Origin of the sequence: Bradyrhizobium sp. 155, assembly GCF_023101105.1 — a bacterium.
Lineage (GTDB): Bacteria > Pseudomonadota > Alphaproteobacteria > Rhizobiales > Xanthobacteraceae > Bradyrhizobium > Bradyrhizobium canariense_D.
The window spans coordinates 3,375,666-3,390,826 of the sequence record NZ_CP064704.1; the positions used below are offsets into that span (position 1 = coordinate 3,375,666).

Genomic DNA, 15,161 nt, shown 5'->3' on the forward strand with positions numbered 1-15,161 from the left:
TGTCACCGTTCACGCGCTCTTGTGGTTGCATCTTAAAACCAGGTGGCCTAGATGGCAATCGTAGTTTTATGATGAAACCACTGGAGGCGAACGTGAGACTGAAGAACAAGACGGCCCTGATCACCGGCGGCAATAGCGGCATTGGACTGGCAACGGCAAAGCTGTTCGTGGCCGAGGGCGCCAAGGTGGTGATCACCGGGCGCAACAAGGAGACGCTCGAGGCGGCCGCGAAGGAGCTCGGGCCGAACGCGCTCGCGCTCGCCGCCGACGCCACCGACATTGCCGCGACCGAATCTGCGATCAAGAAGGGCGCCGAAAAGTTCGGCAAGTTCGACATCCTGTTCGCCAATGCCGGCATCGCCGGCGGTACGCCGCTGGGGTCGGCCACGCTGGAGGTCTTCGAGAAGGTCATCAGCACCAATCTGACCGGCGTGTTCTTCACCGTTCAGTCCGCGCTGCCTTATCTCAACGACAATGCTTCCATCGTCCTCAACGGCTCGGTGATCTCCGTGCTCGGCATTCCCGGCTATTCGGCCTATGGCGCCGCCAAGGCCGGCGTGCGGGCGATGGCGCGGATCATGGCCTCGGAGCTCTCGCCGCGGGGCATTCGCGTCAACGTGGTCGCGCCCGGTGCGATCCGCACGCCGATCTGGGGACCCGCGACCGCGACGCCCGAAGCCGAGAAGGCGTTCGAGAAGCGGATCGCGCTGACGACGCCGCTGGGGCGCATTGGTGAAACAGATCACGTCGCCAAGACTGTGCTGTTCCTCGCCTCCGACGATTCCGCGCATGTGCAGGGCCAGGAAATCTTCGTCGATGGCGGCGCGGTTGCCTCTCCGAGCGGCGCGCCGATCTATCGCGGCTGATCAATCTTGGTGCAAATTGAATCGGTCGGCGCAGCGGCGAGCGGTTGCGCCGGCCGGTTCCCACGTCTCGCGAGCTGTATTTTCTGAACGTTGCGGGAGGCATTGAACCTTCGCTTGCGCTGCCAAGACACTTTTACGGGCAGGGGGTCACGAAGACTCATTTCAAGGGAGCCCGATATGCCAAAGGCAGCTCGTATTATTTCCCCGATTTCAGCACCGCGTATTTACACCGAAAACTCCGCCGTTCCTGCCAAGCGTTCCGACACCTCCGAGTTCGTCGGGGTCGCTCTTTTCTCCGGCATCGGCCTGTTCGTTTCCCTCGTCGCCGTCATCCTGGGCATTCAGGGCGCCTGGTTTTAGCTTCGCCGATCGCGCACCGGTCGATCAGCCGCCGCAAGCGATGTTGCGGCGGCTGATGATGTGCGCGTTATCAGGCCGCGCGGAGGGCGGTCGCCGCCTCGAGCGCGCTTGCGAGCGACTTCTCGCGATGCTCCGGGCCGACCTGGATTCCGTCGGCGCTGATGAATTCGGGATGATGAATCCCCATGAAACCGAACACGCCACGCAGATAGCTTTCGAGGTGCTCCAGCGACGCGGCGGGCGAGCCCGCGCCGTAATAGCCCCCGCGCGAAACCGCGAAGATTACGCGCTTGCCGCCGGCAAGGCCCTGCGGGCCGTTGGCCCCATAGCTGAACGTCTTCCCCGCCACCAGGACCCGGTCGATCCAGGCCTTGAGCTGGCTCGGAATGGTGAAATTGTACATGGGCGCGCCGATCACGACGATGTCGGCGGCAAGAAACTCGTCCAGCGCGGCCTTGCTGGCGGCGAGATCGGGGCCGAGCTCCGCCGGCGCAGGCGCGCCTTGCGCGGCCGCCAGATGCGAGCCGGAGAGATGGGCGAGCGGGCTCTGCGTCAGGTCGCGATAGACGATGTCGAGCGATGGCGTCGCCTGCCTGAGACGGTCGACGATGGCGGCGGAGACTTGCCGCGAAACGGAGTGGGGGCCGAGCACGCTGGAGTCGATGTGGAGGAGTTTCATTCGGGATCACCCTGGTATAAGTTTGTAACCAGAGCTACATGAGTGACTATCGAAATCCCCGCAAGAACGCACCTTTTTGAGCCATGGGCACATCCCTGAAACCTGCGCACATCGATTTGCCCGCCTCACCAAGGCCGGATCCCAACCATGCGGACTGCCGCGGCGTCGCCTCGATCCTCGCGCGCGTCGGCGACAAATGGAGCGTGTTCGTCATCATGATGCTAAGTGACGGGCCCAAGCGCTTTAACGAGCTCAAGCGCATGATCAATGGCATTTCGCAGCGGATGCTGACCTTGACGCTGCGCGGGCTCGAGCGTGACGGCCTGGTCACACGCACGATCTTCCCGACCATTCCGCCGCGGGTGGATTACGAGCTGACCGATCTCGGCCGGGGACTGCAGCAGCCGGTAAAGGCACTCGGCGAATGGGCGATCACGCATCAGCAGCAGATCGCCGCGGCGCGTACGCGCTTCGACGAGCGGACCACTCCTTAAAGCAGCGAGACCAAGCCACCGCCGTGGCGTTCGAGCCGGCCGGCGAGCTCGAGTTCCAAGAGCACGGTACGCACGATGGCCGGCGAGGCGCCGGACATCCGCACGAGATCGTCAATCGTGACAGGGGCAGGGCCGAGCAGGCCGGTGATCTGGTCGCGGTCGTGCCCTTGAGGATCGCTCTCGAACGGCTCGCTGTCGGGCTCGCGCGCGGTACGCATCAGCGGCCGCTCCATGATCGGTGCGACCGCGTTGACGACGTCGGCCGCTTCGGTGACGAGCGTCGCGCCCTGCTTGATCAGATCGTTGGTGCCGGCGGCGCGCGGGTCGAGCGGCGAGCCCGGCACGGCGAACACTTCGCGACCCTGTTCGGCGGCCATGCGCGCGGTGATCAGCGAGCCCGAGCGGTGCGCCGCCTCCACCACGACCACGCCGAGCGCGGCGCCCGAGATCAGCCGGTTGCGGCGGGGAAAGTCGCGGGCGCGCGGCTCGTGGCCGAGCGGCATCTCGGAGATCGCGGCACCCTTGCGGTCGAGGATCGAGGCCAGCAGATCGCCGTGCTCCGGCGGATAGATGCAGTCATGTCCGCCGGCGAGCACGGCTATGGTGCCGCTCTCGAGGCTGGCGCGGTGCGCGGCCTGGTCGACCCCGCGGGCAAGGCCGGAGATGACGACAAAGCCGGCTTCGCCAAGCTCGCGGGCGAGCTGACCGGCGAATTTCAAGCCTGCGCCGGATGCGTTGCGCGAGCCGACGATCGCGATCATCGGTCGCGTCAGCGTTGCATTGTCGCCGCGTACGGCGAGCAGCGGCGGCGCATCGTCGAGCGTTGCCAGCCGCGCCGGATAACCGTCCTCACCGGGCGCGAGCCAGGCAATTCCGAACTTGCGGCTCGCGGCGAGCTCGGCTTTCGCCTCGTCGGCGCTGCAGATGCGCGCCGATCGTTGCGCGCCGCCGCGGCGTGCGAGATCCGGCAGCCGCTCCAGCGCCGCGCGCGCCGAGCCGAAATGCTCGACCAGCGACCGGAACGTGCGCGGCCCGACATTGTCGGACCGGATCAGCCGCAGGCGGTCGATCCTGTCGGCTTCGGTCAGCTCTACACTTGGATTGATGGCGTCCACGGCGGCTCCTTGCAGGGACAGCATGGAACAACCTGAGGGCGTGGGCAACAGTGACGTACGCTTGCGCGACCTTGCCCCGATGCTAAAAGCGATCCCAATAAGAAGGGTATTGCCCATGATCTCACTCGCCGACCTCCAGCGCCGCATCGAAGCGGGCGAGCTTTCGCCCGAGGCCGCCATCGCGCAATCGCATGCAGCCATCGAGGCGCGGGAGAAGGACGTCCATGCCTTCGTCCGTCACGACAGCTCCGCGAAGGCGCAAGCTTCTGGCCCGTTGCGCGGTATCGCGGTCGGGATCAAGGACATCATCGACACCGCCGATTTCCCGACCGAGATGGGATCATCGATCTATCGCGGCTGGCAGCCGCGCGCGGACGCGCCTGTGGTGATGATGCTGAAGCGGGCGGGCGCCACCATCATCGGCAAGACCACGACCACGGCATTCGCCTCGCGCGATCCGACCCCGACGCTCAATCCGCATAACCTCGGGCATACGCCGGGCGGCTCGTCCTCGGGCTCGGCCGCGGCCGTCGGTGCCGGCATGATTCCGCTGGCGCTGGGTACCCAGACCGGCGGCTCGGTGATCCGGCCCGCCGCCTATTGCGGCACCGCCGCGATCAAGCCTTCGTTCCGCATGCTGCCGACGGTCGGCGTCAAATGCTATTCGTGGGCGCTCGACACCGTCGGTCTGTTCGGCGCCCGCGCGGAAGATCTCGCGCGCGGACTGCTGGCAATGACCGGCCGCACCGAATTCGCCGGCATCGTCCCGGCGAAGGCGCCGCGCATCGGCGTTATCAGGCAGGAGTTTGCCGGCGCCGTGGAGCCGGCCGCCGAGGAGGGGCTGCAGGCCGCGATCAAGGCGGCGACGCGGGCTGGCGCCAGCGTGCAGACCATCGATCTGCCGCAGGCGGTGCAGGAGGCCTGGCGCATCCACCCTGTGATTCAGGACTTCGAGGCGCATCGCGCGCTCGCCTGGGAATTTTCCGAACGCCACGACGAGATCGCGCCGATGCTGCGCGCCAGTCTCGATGCGACGGTCGGTCTCACACCCAAGGACTACGACGACGCACGCCGGATCAGCCGCCACGGCCGCCGCGAGATTGGCGAATTGTTCGAGGGGTTCGACGCGCTGCTGACCTATTCGGCGCCGGGCACGGCGCCGGCCAAGGAGCTCGCGAGCACCGGCGACCCCCGCTACAACAGGCTCTGGACGCTGATGGGCAACCCTTGCGTCAACGTGCCGGTGCTCAAGGCCAATGGCCTGCCGATCGGCGTGCAGGTGATCGCGCGCTTCGGCAACGACGCGCATGCGCTGGCGACGGCGTGGTTCCTGGAGCAGGCGCTGGCGAAATCAGGCTAGCGCAGGTTCGAGAGCGACGATGCGCTGGCCGGATGCGGCCGGCGCTGCGCTGTGATCTGGACCTTGCTTGAGCCAGCGCCCGGCAGCCTCGCGGCCGCTCCGGTGCAGCGCGCGAATGAAGCCGCGGCCGAGATCGGTCGATGAGCGCTGCGCCAGGCCGTCCACGAAATCTTCCGCGGCGATCCTGGAGAGCCGCAACGACGATGCGGCCTGCGATTGCGCCCATTCGATCGCCGCGATCTCGGCATTGAGGGCGGCGTTGGCCGCGATCTGATCCAGCCTGCGGTCGATCGCGGCGAGCGTGATCGGCACGTAGCTGTCGCGCGCCGGCGTGGCCTGGACGAGCAGGATTTCGGCGCTCGTCGTGTCCTGCACGAGCCGCAGCAGGGGCGGATTGCCGCCGAGGCCTCCATCCCAATAAGCCTCGCCGTCGATCTCGACCGCGCAATGAACCAGCGGTGGACAGGTCGAGGCCAGCGCGACGTCGGCGGTGATCACGTCGTTGCGGAAGATCTGCTGCTGCCCGTCGCGGATCCGGGTCGCCGCGATCAGAAGCTTCGGGCAGCGCGGGTCGCGCAAGGCGGAAAAATTGATGTCGCGCGACAGCGCCTGCCGCAGCGGATCGAGATCGAACGGATCGAACTGGCCGGAGCGCAGCGTCGGGCCGAACGCGACCGAGCTTCCCGCCGGCGAGAAGCCGCCGATCAGCATCAGCGATCGGAACGAGGCTTCGTGCATCAGCCGGATCCAGAACCGGTTCAGCCGCGCGCGGGCGCCTTCACGGCCGCCCTCGGCGAAACCGGACGCGAGCAACAGCGCGTTGATGGCGCCGGCACTGGCGCCGCTGATGGTGTCGATCGCGATCGATGGCTCTTCCAGCAGCCGCTCCAGCACGCCCCAGGTGAAAGCAGCGAAGGTGCCGCCGCCCTGAAGCGCCAGCGACAATTTTCGCGGCGGCCATTGCCGCGGGGTCCGATCGTGCGTGACGGGCGCTGCAGTTAGGATTTCGGCTGGTTTCCCCGCTTCCACGATCGGATCGGGCTCGCGCGGTGGAGGTGGGACGGAAGCAGGCGCTGGAGCGACAAGCGGCGAGGGCGCACCAGACCAGATGTCCGTCGTCGAGAGTAGCCGGCTTGCCGCGGTGCAGGCAGCACCTCGCAAATCGCCATCGTCTTGCGCGCTGACAATCTTCTCGCTCATTCTGAGCAACCGCGTAGAGCCATGCCCACGTCAGGGCCAAGCCAGGAACCCGTTCGTCCATACAGCCGTGATTCGGCTGCAAGTTGCGAACACCATTTGAGATATAATGCAGAAGGGGTGCCGCGGTATCCGTGGATTCCCGGCTTATGTCTTCTCGCCGATCCGGCTTTCCTTGCCCGATTGCAGCCGCTTGATGTTCTCGCGATGGGCGTAGAACAGCAGCAGCGTCAGCACCGCGGCCATCGCTGCTAGTGCGAGATGGCCAAACCACCACAGGAACAGCGGCGTGATGAAGGACGCCACCAGCGCAGAGAGCGAGGAATAGCGGGTGGTGAAGGCGGTCGCGAGCCATAGCAGGCAGAACACCAGCGCGGCCGGCCAGAACAGCCCGAGCAGAATGCCGATATAGACGGCGACACCCTTGCCGCCGCGGAACTTGAGCCAGACCGGGAAGAGATGGCCGAGGAAGGCGCCGAGCCCGGCCAGCATCGCGGCGTTGGGACCGGCGATGTAGCCGGCGATCACCACGGCCACGGTGCCCTTGAGCGCGTCGAACAGCAGGGTCGCGGCGGCAAGGCCCTTGCGCCCCGTGCGCAGCACGTTCGTGGCGCCGATGCTGCCGGAGCCGATCGACCGCAGATCCTGCGTGCCGCCGAGCCTGGTCAGGATCAGCCCGAACGGAATCGAGCCGAGCAGGTAGCCGATGACGAAAGCGACCGGCAGAAACAGTTCAAGCGCCATGTCTGCAAATTCCCTGGCTGCAGCTCCGCACGTCAGACATGCTCGTACACTGTCCGTCCGCCGACAATGGTGCGCACCACGCGGCCTGTAAAGCGGGCCTCGTCGAACGGCGTGTTCTTGCAGGGCGATTTGAGGTCGGCGGGATCGACCACCCAGGGCACATCGGGGTCGATCACGATGACGTCGGCGGGGCTGCCCGTGCGCAGGGTTCCGCCAGGCAATCCCAAAATCTCGGCCGGCCGGGTCGACATCGCCCGGATCAGCGTCTTGAGGTCCAATTCGTCATTGTGCACGAGGCGCAGGCCCGCCGGGAGCATGGTCTCCAGCCCGATGGCGCCGGGGGCTGCTTCTGCGAAAGGCAGGCGCTTGACCTCGACGTCCTGCGGGTTGTGGTCGGACATGATGACGTCGACGAGGCCGGAGGCGACGGCGGCGACCAGCGCGCGGCGGTCGTCCTCGGTGCGCAGCGGCGGCGACAGCTTCAGGAACGAACGGTAAGGGCCGATGTCGTTCTCGTTCAGCGCAAGGTGGTTGATCGAGGCTGAGGCCGTCACGGCAAGGCCGGCGTCGCGGGCGCGCTTGAGCACGTCGAGCGACTCGATGCAGGTTAGCGACGCCGCGTGATAGCGGCCGCCGGTGAGCGCGACCAGGCGCATGTCGCGCTCCAGCATCACGGCTTCCGCCGCGTTCGGGATGCCCATCAGGCCGAGCCGCGAGGCGAACTCGCCCTCGTTCATCACGCCTTCGCCGACGAGATCGCGATCCTCGGTGTAGTGCACGATCAACGCGTCGAAATCGCGCGCGTAGGTCAAGGCGCGGCGCATCACCTGCGCATTGCTCACGCTCTTGTCGCAGTCGCTGAAGGCGATCGCGCCTGCTGCCTTGAGGAGGCCGAACTCGGTCATCTCCTCGCCGTGCATTCCCTTGGTCAGCGCCGCCATCGGCTGGATGTTGACGATCGCGGTGTCACGGGCGCGACGCATCACGAAGTCGACGGTCGCCGAGTTGTCGATCACCGGCAAGGTATCGGGCTGGCAGATGATGGTGGTGATGCCGCCGGTCGCAGCCGCCTGGCTCGCGGACGCAAAGGTCTCGCGATGGCTGAAGCCGGGCTCGCCGACGAAGGCGCGCATGTCGATCAGGCCGGGGGCGACGATCTTGCCGGCGCAGTTGACGACGTCGGTGCCCTCGGGGACGCCGGCAGCGCCAATGCCGCGGCGGGTCTCCCGGATGATGCCGTCGGCAATCAGGACATCGCCGGGGCCATCGAAATCCCTGCTGGGGTCGACGAGGCGGGCATTGGCAAGCAGGATGGGTCGGCGGTCGGTCAACATGAGCATCACGCGTTCGGCAGGTTGCGGGCGAGCGCTTCCAGCACCGCCATGCGCACGGCCACGCCCATCTCCACCTGTTCGCGGATCAGGGACTGCGCGCCGTCCGCGACCGCGGTGTCGATTTCGACGCCGCGGTTCATGGGGCCGGGATGCATGACAAGGGCGTCTGGCTTGGCGTAGGCGAGCTTCTTCTGGTCCAGCCCGAAATAATGGAAATACTCGGAGGTCGACGGCACGAAGGAGCCGTTCATGCGCTCGCGCTGGAGCCGCAACATCATGACGATGTCGGCGCCGTTGAGCCCCTCGCGCATGTCGCGCGCGACCTCGACGCCCATCCGCTCGATGCCGGGCGGCAGCAGTGTGGAGGGGCCGACGACGCGGACGCGGGCGCCCATCGCGTTGAGCAGGATGATGTTGGAGCGGGCCACGCGCGAATGCAGCACGTCACCGCAGATCGCGACGACTAGGCCCTCAAGCCGGCCCTTGTTGCGGCGGATGGTCAGCGCGTCGAGCAGGGCTTGTGTCGGATGCTCATGCGCGCCGTCGCCGGCATTGATCACGGAACCGTCGACCTTGCGGGCCAGCAGTTCCACCGCGCCGGAGGCGTGATGGCGCACCACCAGGATATCCGGGTGCATGGCGTTGAGCGTCATGGCGGTGTCGACCAGCGTCTCGCCCTTTTTGATGGACGAGGAGGACACCGACATGTTCATGACGTCGGCGCCCAGCCGTTTGCCGGCGAGCTCGAACGACGATTGGGTCCGGGTGGAAGCCTCGAAGAAGAGGTTCACCTGCGTCCGTCCACGCAGGACGGTGCGCTTCTTGTCAACCTGGCGGTTGAGCTCGACATATTCTTCGGACAGGTCGAGGAGGCCGGTGATGTCGGCCGCGGAAAGGCCCTCGATGCCCAGCAAATGCCGGTGGCCGAGGACGAAGGTCGATTTCGATGTCATTAAAGCGAGAGCTATAGGCGGGGATGGCCGGGGGGGCAAGGGCCAAAGCCCGGGCGGGGAGTTATCCCCCGATCTGTCGGTCTTATCGCTGGCGTGAGCTGTCCCCGTCTTCTCCGTCATGCCCGGGCCGAAGCGCGAAGCGCGTCTTCGCGCTAGACGTCCCGGGCATCCACGTTCTTAAGGTGCTGTCGCAGAAAAGGCGTGGATGGCCGGGACAAGCCCGGCCATGACGAAGGGGAGATTTCCGCTGAAAACAACTCTAACAGCGCTCTTGGTCGCGGCTTTTGTTTCCGGGGCCCACGCCCAATCGCTTCCCGGCGGTTTCGTCTATTTGCACGACATCGAGCCCAGCATCATCCAGGACATCCGCTACGCCACCTCGAACAATTTCGTCGGCCGTCCGCTCGCCGGCTACGGGGCCGGCGAGTGCGTGGTGAAGCGGGAGGTTGGGCTGCGGCTGAAGGCGGTCCAGCAGGAACTGGCGGCGCAAAATCTCTCACTGAAAATGTTCGACTGCTACCGGCCGGCGCGGGCCTCGCTCGACATGGTCAGGTGGTCGCAGAACGGCCACGAGACGGCCGCCGAGCGGCGCTACAATCCCAAAATTCCCAAGACCGAGCTGTTCCGCCTCGGCTACATCGCAAGCCGCTCGCAGCATTCGACGGGCGCAGCGCTCGATCTCACGCTGGTCGATCTCAACGCCGACAATTCAGGCAAATACGACCCGTCAAAGACCTACGCGGACTGCACGGCACCGGTCGAGGCGCGATTGCCGGAGGGCAGCGTCGACATGGGCACCGGCTATGACTGCACCGACGTGAAAGGGCATACCGCCGCACCAACGATCAGTCCGGATCAGCGCGCCTGGCGCAAGCGGCTGGTGGCTGCGATGGCAAGGCAAGGCTTTGTGAACTATGCAAAGGAGTGGTGGCACTTTTCGCTGCCGGGAGCGGGCGGTGCGCCGTATGATTTCCCGATCCAGCCGCGGCGGAACTGATTCCGCGCCGAGGACACGAGATGACCCAGCCCAGCTTCGCGACCCACGAGGTCTTCAACCAGTCGCCGCCGTTCGAGGACGCCGATCTCTTCGCCGTGGATCAGCCGCTGGTCGCGGCGGTCAGGGCCAATGGCGCTGCGGCGGCGGAACCGGAGCTCTCGGAGTTCGGCAAGCATTGGGGCTCGGCTGCGATGGCCGATCGGGGGCGCGTCGCGAACGAGAACACGCCGAAGCTGCGCACCTTCGATGCCAAGGGCAATCGGCGCGACCAGGTCGAGTTTCATCCGGCCTATCACGAGCTGATGGCTCACAGCGCCCGTGCCGGCGTGCACAATTCGACTTGGACTGCGGATGGAAGACCCGCGGGCGATGCCGCAGAGGTCATCCGCGCGGCAAAATTCTACATGGCCTCGCAGGTCGAGACCGGCCATCTCTGCCCGATCACGATGACGCGCGCCTCCGTTGCGGCGCTGGCGATGCAGCCTGATCTGCGCGCCAAGGTCATGCCGGTGCTGTCGACGAAAAGCTACGATCCCAGCTTCGCGCCGTGGTGGGAGAAGCGCGGTATGACGCTCGGCATGGGCATGACCGAGAAGCAGGGCGGTACCGACGTGCGCGCCAACATGACGCGCGCGGTGCGCGAGGGAGGCGCCTACCGTATCACCGGCCACAAATGGTTCATGTCGGCGCCGATGTGCGATGCCTTCCTGGTGCTGGCTCAGGCGGACCAGGGACTGACCTGTTTCTTCATGCCGCGCTTCGCGCCGGATGGTTCGGTGAACGCGATCCAGTTCCAGCGGCTGAAGGACAAGCTCGGCAACCGCTCCAACGCGTCATCCGAGGTTGAGTTCGTCGGTGCCTATGCGGAAGCCGTCGGCGATGAGGGCAAGGGCATCCGTACCATCATCCAGATGGTGCAAATGACGCGGCAGGATTGCGCGATCGCCTCGGTCGGCCTGATGCGCTCGGGGCTCGCCCACGCGCTGCATCACACCCGGCACCGCAGCGTGTTCCAGAAACATCTCGCCGATCAGCCGCTGATGCAGGCGGTACTCTCGGACATGGCGCTGCATGTGGAGGCGAGCACGGCTGTGGTGATGCGGCTCTGCCGCGCCTTCGATCGGACGCCGCTCGATCCGGCGGAGGCCGCCTACATGCGGCTGCTGACGCCTGCGATCAAATACTGGACCTGCAAGAGCGCGCCGCCGTTTCTCTACGAAGCTATGGAATGCCTCGGCGGCAACGGCTATGTCGAGGACGGCATTCTGGCGCGGCACTACCGGGAGTCGCCGGTCAACGCGATCTGGGAGGGCTCGGGCAACGTCATGTGTCTCGACGTGCTGCGCGCGCTCTCGCGCGAGCCGGAGGCAGCGGTATCGGTCCTGCAAGCGCTTGCTGCCGAGACCAAAGGTCTGCCAGGGGCAGGCGAGACTGCGGGATTCATCGGCAAGACCTTCGGCCGCCCGGACGGCGAGCGCGTAGCGCGCCTTGCGGTCGAGAAGCTGGCGCTGCTTGCGGCCGCCGCCGCGCTCAACGGCGTGTCACCGCGTCAAGCAGAACTGTTCGCTGCCACGCGCCTCGCCACGAACCACGCCAGCATGTACGGCGCGGTCGAGCTCGAGAGCGGCGACGTGCGCACGCTGCTGGAGCGGGCGCTGCCGTGAGCCTGCCAAACGAAAGCCTCCTGATGGACTCCCTCAATCCCGATCTGCCGCCGCTCACCGAGACGCCGGCGCCGCCGCGAGTCTGGAAGTTCTGGGGCACGGCGCTGTGGGGCATCGCCATCTTCGCAGCCATGTTCGTCGGGCAGATCGGGGCCATCGTCTATCTGGTCTGGGTCGCCCGTGACCCAATCGACCTCGCATCGATGCAGCACATCGGTCGCGAGCCGGCGTCGCTCGCGTTTTCGGTCACGATGGGCCTGCCGGCGACGCTGGCCGCCGTGTGGCTGGCCATCCGCATCAAGAAGGCCTCCTTCGTCGACTATCTCGCGTTCTATTGGCCGTCCTGGAAGCAACTCCTGTTCGGCGCCGTCGGGCTGATCCTGATCGTGGTCGCCTGGGAGACGATGTCGCGGAGTCTGGGCCGCGAGGCGACGCCGGGCTTCATGACCGACCTGTTGAAATCCGGTCGCGACAAGGGCGCGGCGCTGATGCTGCTGTTCGCCTTCAGCGTGGCCGCTCCGATGTCCGAAGAGGTCCTCGCCCGCGGCTTTCTGTTTCGCGGCTGGTCGGCGAGCTTCCTGCGCGTGCCCGGCGCCATCATCCTGTCGTCGCTGGTGTGGACGGTCGTGCATCTACAATACGACCTGTACTTCCTCGCCGAGGTCTTCTCCATCGGCCTGTGGTTCGGCTACATGCGCTACCGCAGCAGCTCGCTCTGGCTCACGATCGTGCTGCACGCGCTTAACAATCTGACGGCAGTGGTGCTGACGATGTGGCTGGGGAGTTAGGCCACCAGCGCGATCGCGATGGGCATGGTGATCGCCGCCAAAATCGTCTGCAGCGTGATGATCTGCGCCAGCAGCGGTGCATCGCCGCCCATCTGGCGGGCCAGCACGTAGGCGCTGGTCGAGGTCGGCACCGCGGCGCAGATCGCGACGATCGCAAGGCTGTCGCCGGACAGTCCGAACCAGACGGCGAGCCCCAGCGCGACCATCGGCATCAGCACCAGCTTGAACACCACGCCGATAGCGGCACCCGTGCTGGGGCGGAGCAGGCCTTCAAGATGCAGTCCGGCGCCGGTGACGAGCAGGCCGATGGCGAGCGAGGAGCGGCCGAGTGCGTCTGCCACCTCATGCCAGATCTTCGGCAGCGGCAGGTGGATGACGTTGACGACGAGCCCGATCACGCAGGCCCAGATCAGGGGATTGCGGACAACCGTCATGACAACGGTGCGCGCGGATTGCTTCTTCGGCGCTGCGTAGTGGGCGAGCACCGCGACGCTGAGGACGTTGACCAGCGGAATGATCGCCACCATCGCGACGGAGGCGAGCGCCAGCCCGACCTCGCCGAACATATTGGCGGAGACGGACAGCGCCACATAGGTCTGCCAGCGGATCGCGCCCTGGAAGATCGAGGTGAAGGCGGGGCCGTCGATATCGAGCCGCGACAGGGCCGGGCGGAGCGCGAGGCAGAGCAGCGACATCGCGAGCGCCGAGAGCAGCAGCGCGCCGCCGACGCCTGCGACCGGGACCTTGGACAGGTCGGCCTTCACCAGCGTCTGGATCAGCAGCATCGGAAACAGCACGAAATAGGTCAGCCGCTCCAGCCCGTTCCATTGCGTATCGAGCCGCATCAGGGTGCGCTTCAGCACCACGCCGAGCACGATCAGAATAAAGACGGGGAGGAGCGCCGCGATCACGACGGCCATGGATCAGTCAGGCCCCGGGGCTGCGCGCAGATTGGCGAGGCGGTCGAGCGCGCCTTGCAGGATGAAGATCGCGGCGTGCTCGTCGATCACTTCGGCGCGCTTGGCGCGGCTGACATCCATGCCGATCAGCTCGCGCTCGACCGCGGCGGTCGACAGGCGCTCGTCCCAGAGGCCGATGGGCAGCGCGGTCAGACCGGCGAGGTTGCGGGCAAACGCCCGGGTCGATTGCGCGCGCGGGCCCTCGCTGCCGTCCATGTTGATGGGCAGGCCGAGCACGAAGCCGACGGCCTTGCGTTCACTGGCGATCGCGAGCAGCCGGGCGGCATCCTGCTTGAACGCCTTGCGCTGGATCGTTTCGACGCCGGTAGCTAACCGGCGGTCTGGATTGGAGACGGCAACGCCAATTGTCTTGGTGCCGAGATCAAGGCCGACCAACCCGCCGCGTTCGGGCCAGTGGGTTGCAGCATCGACGAGAGGCAGGATAAGAGCCGGCATGGTGTTAGCGCATATCACGCGTCGCGCTACGGAGTGAACCCGGAACATGGATGCGCTGACATTATTCGGCTTGTTCGCCGTGACAGCGATGCTGGTCGCTTACGCCCTGGAAGACCGCAGCCACTGGTTCGTGCTGACGTTCGCAATGGCCTGCGTGCTCGGTTCGGCTTACGGCTTCCTGCAAGGAGCCTGGCCGTTTGGCGTGGTCGAGGCGATCTGGGCCGTCGTGGCGCTGCGGCGCTGGCATCTCAGGCCGCGATGACGTCGTCGTCTTGCTTCAGGCAGGCGGCAAATCCGTTCAGTGCACTGGTTTGATGTCCGGCACGACGCTGGATGAAGAGCGTCTCGACCTGCGCGTGCGAATGGCTCAGCGCGTGGATCGAGACGCTGCCGTTGATCGCACTGCGTTCGACCACGGCGCGCGGCAGCAGTGTCACGCCCATGTCGGCGGCGACACAGCCGATCATGCCGTCGAGCGTGCCGAGTTCGAAGCGTGCGGCTGACGGCCAGCCGAGCTCGACAAAGATCTGTTCCAGCCGCTGCCGGTAGGTGCAGCCGGTGCGGAACGTCAGTGCGGTCGGGCCCGACTCCGGCGTGCCGGCGCGCAGCTCGGCGAGCGTGGCCCAGCGCCGCGCACTGACCAGCACCAGCTCTTCGCGGAACGCGCTTGTCGCGGTGAGATCGGCATGCACGATCGGACCTGCGACGAAGGCGCCGTCGAGGGTGCCTTCGAGCACGCAGGCGACGAGGTCGGCGGTGGGTGCGGTGCGCAGGCTCAGCCGGACGGCGGGAAAGCGGCGATGAAAATCGGCCAACAGCGGCGGCAGCCGCACCGCTGCGGTCGTTTCCATCGAGCCGATCGCGAGCGGTCCCTTGGGCTCGCCGTCGTCGCAGGCGGCGAGCACGGCCTCGCGCGCTAATGCGGACATCCGTTGCGCGTAGGGCAAAAGGCGCTTGCCCGCACCGGTCAAGGTCATGCCGCGGCTGTGCCGTTCGAACAGCGGCGTGCCGATCTCGGCTTCCAGTGCCTTCACGCGCTGGGTGACGTTCGACTGCACCGTGTTGAGCTCTTCCGCCGCGCGGGTGATCCCCCCGGTCCGGGCGACGGCAGCGAAGGTCTGGAGGTCGCTGAGTTCCATAATATCGTTTCTCTTTTGAGATGGCAGCGTTCGTAAGAAATCAATTTTGGAGAATG

The 15,161-nt window shown here is 66.3% G+C and carries 17 protein-coding genes; 8 read left to right on the top strand and 9 right to left on the bottom strand.

The features are described from left to right. Positions 1–92 precede the first annotated feature (92 nt). Together IVA93_RS16480 and IVA93_RS16485 are read left to right on the top strand one after the other, a co-directional pair. Positions 93–866 (top strand): SDR family oxidoreductase, encoded by a 774-nt coding sequence (locus IVA93_RS16480; RefSeq protein ID WP_166517487.1) that lies wholly within the window; start codon positions 93–95, stop codon positions 864–866. Positions 867–1,043: 177 nt separating this feature from the next. Beyond that, positions 1,044–1,226 (top strand): hypothetical protein, encoded by a 183-nt coding sequence (locus tag IVA93_RS16485; protein WP_018458328.1) that lies wholly within the window; start codon positions 1,044–1,046, stop codon positions 1,224–1,226. Positions 1,227–1,296: 70 nt separating this feature from the next. On the opposite strand, the gene IVA93_RS16490 is transcribed toward IVA93_RS16485, so the two are convergent. After that, complete coding sequence (locus IVA93_RS16490) at positions 1,297–1,905, bottom strand: FMN-dependent NADH-azoreductase (protein WP_018458327.1); 609 nt, start codon at positions 1,903–1,905, stop codon at positions 1,297–1,299. A gap of 83 nt (positions 1,906–1,988) precedes the next feature. On the opposite strand from IVA93_RS16490, the gene IVA93_RS16495 reads away from it, so the two are divergent. Then, on the top strand, positions 1,989–2,399 hold the full coding sequence (locus IVA93_RS16495) for a winged helix-turn-helix transcriptional regulator (protein ID WP_018458326.1): 411 nt from the start codon (positions 1,989–1,991) through the stop codon (positions 2,397–2,399). On the opposite strand, the gene dprA is transcribed toward IVA93_RS16495, so the two are convergent. Beyond that, on the bottom strand, positions 2,396–3,538 hold the full coding sequence (gene dprA, locus IVA93_RS16500) for a DNA-processing protein DprA (RefSeq protein ID WP_204511389.1): 1,143 nt from the start codon (positions 3,536–3,538) through the stop codon (positions 2,396–2,398). The two genes, IVA93_RS16495 and dprA, sit on opposite strands and share 4 nt — an antisense overlap. 91 nt (positions 3,539–3,629) lie before the next feature. On the opposite strand from dprA, the gene IVA93_RS16505 reads away from it, so the two are divergent. Continuing rightward, on the top strand, positions 3,630–4,874 hold the full coding sequence (locus IVA93_RS16505; protein WP_247338480.1) for an amidase: 1,245 nt from the start codon (positions 3,630–3,632) through the stop codon (positions 4,872–4,874). Here IVA93_RS16505 and IVA93_RS16510 read toward each other — a convergent pair. From IVA93_RS16510 to IVA93_RS16525, 4 genes are all read right to left on the bottom strand, one after another. After that, complete coding sequence (locus tag IVA93_RS16510) at positions 4,866–6,074, bottom strand: patatin-like phospholipase family protein (RefSeq protein ID WP_247338481.1); 1,209 nt, start codon at positions 6,072–6,074, stop codon at positions 4,866–4,868. The two genes, IVA93_RS16505 and IVA93_RS16510, sit on opposite strands and share 9 nt — an antisense overlap. Before the next feature lie 144 nt (positions 6,075–6,218). Further along, positions 6,219–6,815, bottom strand: a complete 597-nt coding sequence (gene plsY, locus IVA93_RS16515; protein WP_247338482.1) for a glycerol-3-phosphate 1-O-acyltransferase PlsY — start codon at positions 6,813–6,815, stop codon at positions 6,219–6,221. A 32-nt stretch (positions 6,816–6,847) separates the two neighbouring features. Beyond that, positions 6,848–8,155: a dihydroorotase gene (locus tag IVA93_RS16520; protein ID WP_198959261.1), complete on the bottom strand. Its 1,308-nt coding sequence runs from the start codon at positions 8,153–8,155 to the stop codon at positions 6,848–6,850. Then, a complete protein-coding gene (locus IVA93_RS16525) occupies positions 8,155–9,102 on the bottom strand; it encodes an aspartate carbamoyltransferase catalytic subunit (protein WP_007603315.1) in 948 nt (315 codons plus the stop codon). Before IVA93_RS16525 ends, IVA93_RS16520 begins: the two co-directional genes overlap by 1 nt. Before the next feature lie 226 nt (positions 9,103–9,328). Here IVA93_RS16525 and IVA93_RS16530 point away from each other — a divergent pair, with 226 nt between their 5' ends. The 3 genes from IVA93_RS16530 to IVA93_RS16540 are packed head-to-tail and all read left to right on the top strand — an operon-like array spanning position 9,329 to position 12,551. After that, complete coding sequence (locus IVA93_RS16530) at positions 9,329–10,099, top strand: M15 family metallopeptidase (RefSeq protein WP_247338484.1); 771 nt, start codon at positions 9,329–9,331, stop codon at positions 10,097–10,099. Positions 10,100–10,119: 20 nt separating this feature from the next. Then, the gene (locus IVA93_RS16535) at positions 10,120–11,763 is read left to right on the top strand and encodes an acyl-CoA dehydrogenase family protein (protein WP_247362550.1); all 1,644 of its coding nucleotides are present in this window, start codon (positions 10,120–10,122) and stop codon (positions 11,761–11,763) included. Positions 11,764–11,786: 23 nt separating this feature from the next. Beyond that, the gene (locus IVA93_RS16540; RefSeq protein WP_018458318.1) at positions 11,787–12,551 is read left to right on the top strand and encodes a CPBP family intramembrane glutamic endopeptidase; all 765 of its coding nucleotides are present in this window, start codon (positions 11,787–11,789) and stop codon (positions 12,549–12,551) included. Here the strand turns inward: IVA93_RS16540 and IVA93_RS16545 are convergent. Together IVA93_RS16545 and ruvX are read right to left on the bottom strand one after the other, a co-directional pair. After that, a complete protein-coding gene (locus IVA93_RS16545) occupies positions 12,548–13,471 on the bottom strand; it encodes an AEC family transporter (RefSeq protein ID WP_247338486.1) in 924 nt (307 codons plus the stop codon). The two genes, IVA93_RS16540 and IVA93_RS16545, sit on opposite strands and share 4 nt — an antisense overlap. 3 nt (positions 13,472–13,474) lie before the next feature. Further along, positions 13,475–13,966 (bottom strand): Holliday junction resolvase RuvX, encoded by a 492-nt coding sequence (gene ruvX, locus IVA93_RS16550; RefSeq protein WP_007603328.1) that lies wholly within the window; start codon positions 13,964–13,966, stop codon positions 13,475–13,477. 46 nt (positions 13,967–14,012) lie between these two features. Here ruvX and IVA93_RS16555 point away from each other — a divergent pair, with 46 nt between their 5' ends. Next, a complete protein-coding gene (locus tag IVA93_RS16555; protein ID WP_247338487.1) occupies positions 14,013–14,228 on the top strand; it encodes a hypothetical protein in 216 nt (71 codons plus the stop codon). Here IVA93_RS16555 and IVA93_RS16560 read toward each other — a convergent pair. Beyond that, positions 14,215–15,105: a LysR family transcriptional regulator gene (locus IVA93_RS16560; protein ID WP_085351411.1), complete on the bottom strand. Its 891-nt coding sequence runs from the start codon at positions 15,103–15,105 to the stop codon at positions 14,215–14,217. The genes IVA93_RS16555 and IVA93_RS16560 overlap by 14 nt on opposite strands. Between the last annotated feature and the right edge of the window lie 56 nt (positions 15,106–15,161).